Annotated in this window: 5 protein-coding genes; 3 read left to right on the top strand and 2 right to left on the bottom strand. The window is 41.9% G+C overall.

From position 1 onward, the window contains the following. Nucleotides 1–64: 64 nt before the first annotated feature. Nucleotides 65–2242: a glycoside hydrolase family 97 protein gene (locus Q5076_RS05310; RefSeq protein WP_303011410.1), complete on the bottom strand. Its 2178-nt coding sequence runs from the start codon at nucleotides 2240–2242 to the stop codon at nucleotides 65–67. A gap of 199 nt (nucleotides 2243–2441) precedes the next feature. Continuing rightward, nucleotides 2442–4292 (bottom strand): glycoside hydrolase family 13 protein, encoded by a 1851-nt coding sequence (locus Q5076_RS05305; protein WP_303011409.1) that lies wholly within the window; start codon nucleotides 4290–4292, stop codon nucleotides 2442–2444. A 248-nt stretch (nucleotides 4293–4540) separates the two neighbouring features. Here Q5076_RS05305 and Q5076_RS05300 point away from each other — a divergent pair, with 248 nt between their 5' ends. From Q5076_RS05300 to Q5076_RS05290, 3 genes are all read left to right on the top strand, one after another. Further along, nucleotides 4541–6142, top strand: coding sequence for a DUF6377 domain-containing protein (locus Q5076_RS05300; RefSeq protein WP_303011408.1), 1602 nt, complete (start codon nucleotides 4541–4543; stop codon nucleotides 6140–6142). Nucleotides 6143–6702: 560 nt separating this feature from the next. Next, nucleotides 6703–9825: a TonB-dependent receptor gene (locus tag Q5076_RS05295; protein WP_303011407.1), complete on the top strand. Its 3123-nt coding sequence runs from the start codon at nucleotides 6703–6705 to the stop codon at nucleotides 9823–9825. A 12-nt stretch (nucleotides 9826–9837) separates the two neighbouring features. Then, on the top strand, nucleotides 9838–11685 hold the full coding sequence (locus tag Q5076_RS05290) for a RagB/SusD family nutrient uptake outer membrane protein (RefSeq protein WP_303011406.1): 1848 nt from the start codon (nucleotides 9838–9840) through the stop codon (nucleotides 11683–11685). Nucleotides 11686–11894: the final 209 nt, after the last annotated feature.

Here is an 11894-nt window from a genome sequence, read left to right as displayed (position 1 = left end):
TAATTATTTCTCTATCGAAATACCTATTGAAAACTTCTAAATCTTAATTTGATTTGCAATATTTTTATTTCAATTCTTTGATGGAGATTGCATATCCTCCTCCTATTGCAGCTTTTAACGTGAGTTTGCTTTTGTTGTTTACCTTTTTCTTCGTGATAACGTAAGCCTGCGGATTTTTATCCCAACTGGCGTCTTTCGCATCAGCATAGATAGTGGCTTCATATTTTTTTCCGGGTTTCAGGAAGTCAAGACTCAATTTTGAGACATGCCCGTTTTCACCGGCAGTGCAACCGACAAACCAGTTATCCGTACCCTTGGCACGACGTGCTATGGTGATATATTCCCCCGGTTCCGCTTCCAAATATTTACTTTCATCCCAGTCAAGAGCCACGTCTTTAATAAACTGGAAAGCATCCATAAAACGCTCGTAGTTTTCTGGAATGTCGGCAGCCATCTGCAACGGACTGTACATCGTTACATACAATGCCAACTGGCGGGCGATGGTAGAACGCACCTGTGAGTTATTAGCGGGATTCATCTTGTTGCAATGTGTTTCAAAGATACCGGGGGTATAATCCATCGGTCCACCTATCAGGCGGGTAAATGGAAGGATTGTCGTGTGATATACTTTATTTCCTCCGAATGACTCATATTCCGTACCACGGGCAGATTCATTGCCTATCAGATTAGGATAAGTACGGCAAATGCCGGTCGGACGGGTTGCTTCATGAGCATTGACCATAATTTTGTAATCGGCAGCTTTCTTCACGGCATAAAGGTAATGATTGTTCATCCATTGTCCGTAATGGTGTTCGCCTCGAGGGATAATATTGCCGACATAACCGCTTTTTACCGAATTGTATCCATTATCTACCATAAACCGATAAGCCTGGTCCAGATGACGTTCGTAATTGCGGACAGAAGCGGAAGTTTCATGATGCATCATCATCTTAATCCCTTTGCTTGCCGCATAACGATGTATCTCCTTCACATCAAAATCGGGATACGGAGTCACAAAATCAAATACATAATCTTTGCTGTTACCAAACCAGTCTTCCCAGCCTTCATTCCATCCTTCTACCAGAACCGCATCAAACCCGTTGGCTGCCGCAAAATCAATATAACGTTTCACATTAGCCGTATTGGCAGAGTGCTTGCCGTTCGGCTTGGTCTTAGCGTAATCCGTCTCACCTAATTTTACGCCGGTCAGTTCGTCAGTATAAGCCCATGAGCCTTTTCCGGTAATCATATCCCACCATACACCGATATATTTCACCGGTTTCACCCATGAAGCGGCATCGGCAATCTGACAAGGCTCATTCAAATTAAGAGTGATGCGGGACGCCAGGATATTACGGGCATCGTCACTGACAATAACCGTACGCCACGGAGATTTGCAGGGAGTTTGCATATATCCCTTATCCCCTTTTGCATCAGGTGTCAGCCAGGATTCAAAAATCATATTCTTATCGTCGAGATTCAGATGCATGCAAGAATAATCAATCAAAGCAGCCTCGTGAAGGTTGATGTACAAACCATCGTCCGTTTTCATCATCAAAGCCGTTTGCACGCCTGTCTGCGAAAAAGGAGTTTGAGATGAATTCGGAGTAATAGCCTGTTTCATCAGTCCTCTGATTTCCGACAGACGGGAAATGGTATAGTCATACTCTTGTGTATCATAATCTCCCGGAATCCAAAAGGCAGTATGGTCACCAGCCATAGCAAATTGGGAATGTTCTTCTTTAATTACGAAATAATTCAGATTTTTCTGTTGCGGAAATTCATAACGGAAACCTAAACCATCGTTGAACAAACGGAAACGAACCAGAATCGAACGGTCGTTCACAGGCTGATATAATGTCACCGCCAACTCATTATAATGATTACGGATTTCCTTTTCTTCTCCCCAAACCGGTTGCCAAGTTTCATCGAAAGTAGCAGTTTGAGTATTTTTCAGTTCAAAACCGTTATACAAATTTGTCTTTGAATCGAGTTTAGTCAGGTCTCTCCGGTCTACCCAGTCAAAATCGGTTTTGGTATTATCCTCTTTCTTTAATTCCAATCCTAATGTACTGGGCTTGATAACAACCCGGCCTTTGTACGTCAAATCATACGTAGGGGCTCCTTTTTTATCTACTTGGAAAGTCATTACCAGATTTCCATCCGGTGAGGTCAACTTCTGTTGTGCATTCATAACGAACGACACACAGAGAAACGCAATAATCAAAAAGTTCTTTTTCATTTTATTTATGGTATTAAATTATAAGTCAACCGGTATCTCCATCCCTATTAATTCCGGACATTGCAAATATAGCGACCATCTTTCCGGTCTCGTCCCAATAGAATAAAAATACAAGTCTGACAAAAAGTTATTTAATTAATTTACAGCATATTATATAGAACACAGAAGCTTATAAATATAAGTTGAAATGAAGTTTTTTTCAGAAAGCCAGAAGAACAATTCCACGTTTGGACAGTGTCAGGTCTTCTTCTAATTCCACATTTCGTCCTGCCAATACATCATAAGCGGAAGAAGCAGGCAATATTTCCCGATAGGCAGATAAATCAATGGTCTGTTCACGGTCGTTTCCATTCAGGAATACAACGACAGATTTATCTCCATGCCTGCGTTCGTACACATAAACGCCCTTATTAGGGGCAAAGTGTTTCAACCCGCCTTTGGCAATCACTTCATTTCCCTTTCTCCACCGGAGAAGTTTTTGCAGGAAAGAGAAAGCTTCATTCTGCCGAGAAGTGCGATTTACCGACTCAAAACAATTGTGGGCATCTCCCTGCCAACCGCCGGGAAAGTCACATCGAAGCAAGCCGTCTCCATTCGCTTTATCAGCAGCCATCAGAATTTCCGTACCGTAGTAAATCTGCGGAATCCCCCTGGTAGTCAACAGGAAAGTCAACGCTTGCTTATATCTGTCCAAATTCCTGGTGGCTGCTTCCGAACGATAGAAACGGGAAGTGTCATGGTTATCGAGGAAGGTCAATAAATTCATCGGATTGGCAAAAACGATATCTTGAGACAGATAATCGTAGAGTCGGTAAAGCCCTCCGTACCAGTCGGTAGTCTCTTCATCAAAAGCCTTATTCATCTGTTCCATTAACGGAAAATCCATAACTGTCGGTAAATTGGAGTTCTTCGGAGCTGCCAACTTACTGTCTTTCTGCCAATAAGAAACAAGCACATTACTGCCTATCCAAGTTTCTCCCACAATATTAAAATCCGGATATTCTTCATTGATTGCCTTACACCAGTCAGACATCATATCGAAATCCGCATAAGGATGCGTATCATGGCGAATGCCGTTGATACCCGCATACTCAATCCACCAAATACTACTTTGTATCAGATAAGCGGCTACATGACGGTTACGCTGATTGAAATCGGGCATACACTCACTGAACCAACCGTCTACCACTATTTTTTTCTCACAATCAATGGCATACGGGTCTGCCGGAACAGCGGTCTTAAATGTAGTCTGCATATACTCGCCTTTAAAATTGAACCAATCTTTAGAAGGCATGTCTTTAAACAAGTAATTTTCATTCCCGCAATGATTGAAAATCATGTCCATTACCACTTTTAACCCTTTGGCATGAGCCTGTTTCACCAGATGACGGAAATCTTCATTATTGCCAAAACGGGGGTCTACCCGATAATAATCGGTAATGGCATATCCATGATAAGAACCATCTTTCATATCATTTTCCTGAATCGGATTAAGCCAAATGCTGGTAACCCCCAAATCGGACAGATAATCCAAATGGTTTTCAATGCCTTTCAAATCACCGCCATGACGGGCAAAAGGTTCATTACGGTCGACCTTAGTTTCAAGCATACCGGGGATTACATCATTAGAAGAATCACCATTGGCAAAACGGTCGGGCATAATCAGATAAAGGACATCACCGGAATTGAATCCTTCGATGCGGGAAGCCCCCGCCTCACGTTGTCTGAGTTCATAAGGAATCACAGTCTGTTTTTTACCCTGTTGCAGAATAATATTGAAATGTTGCGGGGCAGCTTCGGACAAATCCAGATATAAAAGCAGATAATTGGCATTTTCCTGTTTGACAATTTCTTTCAGAATAACATCTTTGGAAGAAATGCTCACTTCGGCTGACGCAATCCGTTCGCCGTACAACAGGATTTGTAATTCGGGATTTTTCATACCTGCCCACCAAAAGGCAGGAGCCACTTTTTTTATTTCAGTTGCAGCAGTAATCTGCTGACACCCCCAAAATACAAGCAAGACAACAAATAACAAATTTCGTTTCATGATAAATAGATTTTTAACATTGGTTTTACTCGGATAACCGACTCTGCAAAAGTATGGGAGTAATTCCGGCTATCCGGCAATTAGAATAAAAATATAAATAGTCCATAAAACTATACCACTGATTTACAGGGATATCTATTTAATACAGATACAGAAAAATACAAGTTACAATGAAAATATATCAGGGTATATTTTTCATTATCATCAATATATTCATTATATTTGTGACAACATAAAAGAACAGCCGAATGAAACAAAGAATCTACTATCTTATACTTGCATTATTGATTGGTCCGGTCAGACTGTCGGCCGGACACACGGATAATGAAGCGATACTTAGAAAGGTAGATGACATTATTGACAAAAAGACATCCTATCATATCCACAGCGAAAAAGAAAAAGAGATAGATGCTTTGAAAATACAGTTAGCACATACGGACAATCCTGAAGAAAGATACCGTCTGTACAATTCATTATTCGATACATACGCGCATTATCAAGCCGATTCCGCACTTCATTATATAAACAGCAGCATGCAGATACTGCCATTATTGAAACAGCCGGAAGCCAAATATGAAATTATGATTAACCGGGCAATGGTGATGGGGCTCATGGGAATGTACAATGAAGCATTTAACGAATTAGAACAAATTGAGCCTCAAAAATTAAAAGGGCATGTCCTGGAAAGTTATTACCAAACCTACCGTGCCTGTTACGGTTGGCTCGCTGACTACACTACCAACAAAAACGAAAAGAAAAAATATCTGAAGAAAACAGATTTATACAGAGACTCTATTCTCAACGTAATGCCTGCCGGAGTAAATAAAAATATTGTCCTGGCAGAAAAATACATTGTGAACGGAAAAACGGATACGGCATTAGTCATACTGGACGATGCGCTAAAAGAGGCAACGGACAACCGCCAAAAAGCCTATATCTATTTCACGTTGTCCGAAGCATACAATATAAAAAAGGAAGTCGAAAAAGAAGTGTATTACCTGGCGTTGACAGCTATCGCCGATTTGGAAAGCTCCATCAGAGAATATGCTTCCCTACAGAAACTAGCCCAGTTGATGTATCAGTCCGGAGATATTGGCAGGGCATATAAATACCTGACCCACTCAATGGAAGACGCAGTCACCTGCAATGCCCGATTGAGATTTATTGAAGTTACGCAATTTTTCCCTATTATCGACAAGGCTTACAAACTAAAAGAAGAAAAGGAACGCAATATCGGACGCATCATGTTGATTAGCGTCAGTTTATTATCCCTATTTCTTCTTATCGCCATCTTCTTCCTCTATCGCTGGATGAAAAAATTATCCGCCATGAGGCATAACCTAAGCGTAGCTAATGAGCAAATGCGACAGGTAAACAAAGAACTGGAACAAACGGGAAAAATTAAGGAAGTATATATCGCACGCTACCTAGACCGGTGTGTCAATTATCTGGATAAACTGGAAACCTACCGCCGTTCTCTGGCAAAACTGGCAATGGCGTCCCGCATAGAAGACCTATTCAAAGCTATAAAATCGGAGCAGTTCATTCGGGATGAAAGAAATGAATTTTACAATGAGTTTGATAAATCATTCCTGAAGCTCTTCCCGAACTTCATAACCTCCTTTAACGAGTTACTGGTAGAAGAAGAAAGGATATATCCCAAATCGGACGAGCTTCTGACTACGGAACTTCGTATTTACGCACTTATCCGCCTGGGAGTTTCGGACAGCAACAAAATTGCACACTTTCTGGGATATTCCCTAGCAACAATCTATAACTACCGGAGCAGAATGCGCAACAAAGCTATCGGAGACAAAGAACAATTCGAACAAAACGTAATGAATCTGTAAAAGAGTCTTATCATTCCTCTGTCAATCAACACATTTATATGATGTTAGAGCGTAACTCAACAAATCGAACATTATAAATCACAGTATTCTGATAAATAATCCATTATATAGTATTTGACATTTACTACTTTCCTAACTTATTCAGTATATTTCCCCTATCCTCTGAAAACAATACTGATAATCAACACATTACCAACATCCATTGAATTTGAGTAAAAGAAAAAATTAAAACAGTAAAACTTCTAGATTTTATATACATAAGTTTGCCACATGATATCCGGACAACGTAAATATACAAATAAAGGATTAGAAATCGATATAAAGTTATTCTAAAATATAAGTGTTATCTTAATTTATTTTATCATGAAAAAAATACATCTTTTATCTTTTCAAAGGAGAGCTTATTCTGTGCGTCACCAATCCCTACACAGTAGCAAGTTACGCTAATCATTACATTTTCTTCCAATTTATGTGATATGAGAAATAGAAGTAAAGGGTTAAACGCCCTTATTATATTTACTAAAACACACAATTGTTCTAATTTAAATCTAAAAAGAAAAATGAATTTTAAGAAGTATGCAACGTTTTTACTGTTACTGATTCTTTGTTTGCCTTTGTCGGCGCAGGATGACAAAACTGCATCTGATGCAAAGATTACCATCAAAGGTCAGTTGATTGATAATTCGGGAGAACCGATTATCGGAGCCAATGTAATTGAAGAAGGTACTACCAACGGTGTAATTACAGATTTGGATGGTCGCTACAAGCTGATTGTAAATGCCAATTCCAACATTCAGTTCTCCTATATGGGTTATGCGACACAGACTCTAAAAGCCAAATCGGTTCCTTCGATTATCACCATGAAAGAAGATTCCGAGTTATTGGAAGAAGTAGTAGTAGTCGGTTACGGTACGATGAAGAAACAAGACTTGACAGGAGCTGTGGCTTCAATAAAAGCCGACAACATGGTTAAAGAACAACGTCAAACAATCCAAGACATGTTACGTTCGGGAGTTGCCGGACTTTCCGTCGGTATGGAAACTGACGCCAAAGGAAATACCTCCATGTTGATTCGTGGAAAAAGTACGATTGCCGCAAGCACCGATCCGTTACTCGTATTAGACGGTGTGATATACAATGGTCAAATGACAGACATCAACCCGAATGACATCGAACGTGTAGATGTCCTGAAAGATGCCAGTTCTGCAGCAGTATATGGTGCTCAAGCCGCAAATGGCGTTGTATTGATTACCACCAAGAAAGGTACCAGCAGCAAAAAACCGACTATCAGTTTCAGTGGCAGTTGGGGCATCCAGATGGTAAATTCGCTGCCGGAAGTTTATGAAGGAGAAGATTTTGTCAACTTCCGCCAGGCAGTTATGAAAAGCGCCGAGTATGAAAAAGCCGCTACAGGATATTATGACAATCCGGCAAATATGAGTGATGCGGAACTGGCAGAATGGATGGGAACCGAAACCGGTAATCCGACTGAAATCTGGCTAAACCGCTTGCGTATGACCAGTACGGAAATATCCAACTACATGGCAGGCAAAACAGTTGACTGGAAAGATTTGACACTCCGTACAGCACTCCGACAAGATTACACAATCAGCATTGCCGGTAAAAAAGATGAAATGTCTTATTATTCTTCCATCAACTATCTGAAAAACGAGAGTAATAACGTAGGTGGTGACTACAGTGCTATACGTGCCCGTGTCAACATAGAGAATAAAGTACAGAAATTTCTCACCTATGGTATGAATGCCCAATTTACTTCACGTGACGAAAGCAATCTGAACACAACAGACAATGCTGTCTATTCAAGCTGGTCTTCCGCACTATCCCCTTACGGAAGTGTATATAATGAAGACGGTTCCCTGAAACTCTATCCCAATGACAACAATAATGCAACCAACCCGTTACTGAACGGAGCCTATTATAGTAAGAAGTATGACATCAACAATCTGAATGCCTCTATCTATCTAAAAGTAGATTTACCGTTGGGATTTTCCTTGCAGACCACTTATTCACCCCGTTTTGAATGGGTTAATTACCTGCATCATCGCTCTGCCGACCATCCGTCTGCCGGTGATGAAGGCGGCTATGTACATCGTTATGCAAAGAAAATCTTCTATTGGCAATGGGATAACATGCTGAAATGGAACAAAACATTCGGCAAACACTCATTCGACTTTACAGGACTGATAAATTGGGAAAAATACCAAAGCTGGAAAACAGTATCCAAGAATCAAGCTTTCCAACCCAGCGATAATTTAGGATATGGCGGTATTGCCTACGGAACCTCTCCGTCCGTAGATTCCGACGATACCTACAATACGGGAGACGCACTTATGGGACGTCTGCATTACTCTTACAACAATCGCTATCTAATAACAGCCACCGTACGCCGTGACGGATATTCCGCATTCGGCCAGGCCAATCCTCATGCCGTTTTCCCCTCTGTCGCATTGGGTTGGGTATTCACAGAAGAAGCATTCTGGAAAAAAATAAAAGCCGACTGGTTCGAATACGGAAAACTGCGTTTTACTTACGGTGAAAACGGTAACCGCTCCATCGGCGAATATGCAGCGCTGATGCGATTGGAACCGCGCAAATACATGTACGTAGACCCGGCTACCGGACAATTAGTCAACATCAACACTTTCTATTGCTATAATATGGCAAACTCCGGCCTGAAATGGGAAAAGACAACCTCCTACAATGTCGGTCTGGACTTCTCATTCCTGAACGGACGCCTGAACGGTAGTATCGATGCCTACCATAAGAGCACTACAGACCTGCTAAACAACCGCCAGTTACCCAGCTTGATTGGTTACAGCAGCGTGAAAGCGAATATCGGAGAAATCTGGAACCGTGGCCTCGAACTCTCTTTAAGCTCCACCAATATCAATAACGATGCCCTGACTTGGCGTACAACATTCAACCTCACATACAACAAAAATACCATCAAACACTTATATGGTATTATGGAAGATGTAACAGACGAAGCCGGAAACGTTATCGGTCAGAAAGAAGCCGACGATATCACGAACGGATATTTTATCGGTCACGCACTAGACGAAGTTTGGGGATATAAATTTATCGGAGTATGGCAAGAAAACGAAACGGAAGAAGCAGCCAAATACGGGCAAATTCCCGGCGACCCCAAGATTCTGGATGTAGATAAGAGTTATAGCTATAGCAATGACGACAAAGTATTCTTAGGGAACACCACTCCGAAAGTACGTTGGAACCTGCGTAACGAATTCACTCTTTTCAAGAACTTCGATATTTCTTTCAGCATGTATTCATATCTGGGACATATCAAAAAGATGGATCGCTTTACCAACAACAATGCCCTATTAAATACGGTAAACCAGATTAAACGTAACTATTGGACTTCCGATAATCCAATCAACGATTATCCTCGTCTGAGTGCGAAAAGCCCGGACGGCATTACATATTATATCTACAAAAAAGCCTCCTTCCTGCGTATTGACAATATCTCTTTGGGCTATACTTTCCCAAAACGCCTGCTGACCCCGTTGAAAATGGAAGCATTACGCCTGAACCTGTCAATAAAAAATGTGGGATACTTTACCGGATGGCCGGCTTACGACCCGGAAAACTCGGACAGCAATACTCCGAGAACAATCACTTTTGGTATTAACATGACATTATAATATAAATAAACAATGAAAAAAATTGCAAAATATACATTAGGACATATCGGTGTGCTCGGACTGATGTTTGCCGTAAGCGGCTGTTCCGATTGGTTAGACCCTAAACCCCTCTCCTTCTTTACCCCGGAAAATACGTTTAACACGTATGAGGGATTAAAGACAAGTACCGACATGTTAAACCGCGATGTGCGTTACTTCGATTTTTATCCGACATCCGGTTCCAGCGACCCTTGCATCCTCTCCGAATATTTTTTCTCGGAGATGGGAATAAACGGCCGTACAGATGCGTCCAATGCTCCGGTCGACTTAGTCAGGCAAATTACGCCTTCCGCCTCCCTGACCGGAAATGCAAGCCAAATCAATAACTATTGGACCTATCTGTATAAAGGAATCAAAGACGCCAATACGATTTATGACCGTGCGGAAGACATCGAAATGACCGAAGAACAAAAAGGAGAAGTACAGGCACTGGCATGTTTCCACCGTGCATACCGTTATTACCGCCTGGTACATCAATACGGAGATGTCCCCTTCATCGTACACGAAGTAACCAGTCCCCGTTATGATTTCTATACTACTAAACGCGAAGCCATCCTGCGTTATTTGAAAGAAGATTTAGAGAAAACAATTCCCCATCTTTCCAATGACGTATATATCGGCATGGTCACACAAGCCGCCGCTTATCACTTATTGACTAAAATCAATCTGGCTTTAGGAGAATTCGAAGATGCAGTGGAATCCGCCAACAAAGTGATTGGTGACGGTGTACACAGCCTGATGACCGAACGTTTCGGCGTAGACAAAGACGACCTGACCAAAGATGTTATCTGGGATTTGCATCAATCGGACAACAAAGCATTGCCCGAAAACAAAGAAGTCCTTTACATGGTAATTGACCGTTACGATGCCGGAACAGACATGCGTTCCGCCGCAGGTCTGGAAATCAAACGGCAACTAGTACCGTGGTTCCCGGCTTCCGGACAAATCACCACTCCCGACGGCGAACAAGCCTTCGTAGATAATAACGAAACCAAAAATCCATATCTGGCGATATACGGCCGCGGCGTATGCACCCTGCGTTCCACTTGGTACCACCAGAATTCCATTTGGACCTTGGATGATACGGACTACCGCCACAAAACAGGCAACTGGGTACACGTCAAAGACCTGAAATACAACAATCCGGCTCTGGAAGGCACATCGGAATGGTATGGAAAAAACGTCCAATTATACGATGATGAAGGCCATATCCTAATTCAGGACACCATCCGTTGTTGGAGCGGCTGGCCCCATTATAAATCCAATGTAGCCGACCAGAAAGCAAGTTGGTGGCGTGGAGGTTGGGCAGATTGGTATATATTCCGTCTGGCTGAAACCTATCTATTGCGTGCCGAAGCTTATGTCTGGCTGGACAGAGCGGATTTGGCGGTAGAAGATTTGAATGCGGTACGCCGTCGTGCCGGCGCCCGTGAATTGACAAAAGATGAAGTCAACATCAGTCAGATTCTGGACGAACGTGCCCGCGAATTATTCTATGAAGAACCGCGTAAGTGCGAACTGACCCGTATCGCATACCTGTTTGCCCAAACCGGAAAAGCCGACGAAAAAGGACGCACCTATTCCATGGACAACTTTACGACAGACAATTATTTCTACAACCGGATTATGGACCGTACGGAATTTTATAACCAAGGCGTAAAAAATTCCGTAGGTAATTCTTATACCATCGCCCCCTACAATGTACTATGGCCTATTTCAGAATCATCAATTTCAACAAATGTTGAAGGACATATCAACCAGACTCCGGGCTATGCCGGTTCCGAGAACAACATCGAACCGCTGGACACCCCGAATAAATAACTGATGAATCTCATTTAATTGAAATATGCTACAGGAAAGGAGCCGGAGGAAACATTTTCACTTCCGGCTCCTTTTCTGATTTTCTTCTTATGTAAAACCGGATACAACCCGAAAAAGACACAATCAAAAACAACAGACGGCTCTCCCCCTGCCAACAGCAAGCAATCCAACGGTGTACTCCACAAAACCTACGAAACATGCAATTTCCA

Source organism: uncultured Bacteroides sp., from assembly GCF_958445495.1.
Taxonomy (GTDB): domain Bacteria; phylum Bacteroidota; class Bacteroidia; order Bacteroidales; family Bacteroidaceae; genus Bacteroides.
The sequence above is the reverse complement of the archived record's forward strand: the minus strand, read 5'-3'. Positions and strand labels throughout refer to the sequence as shown.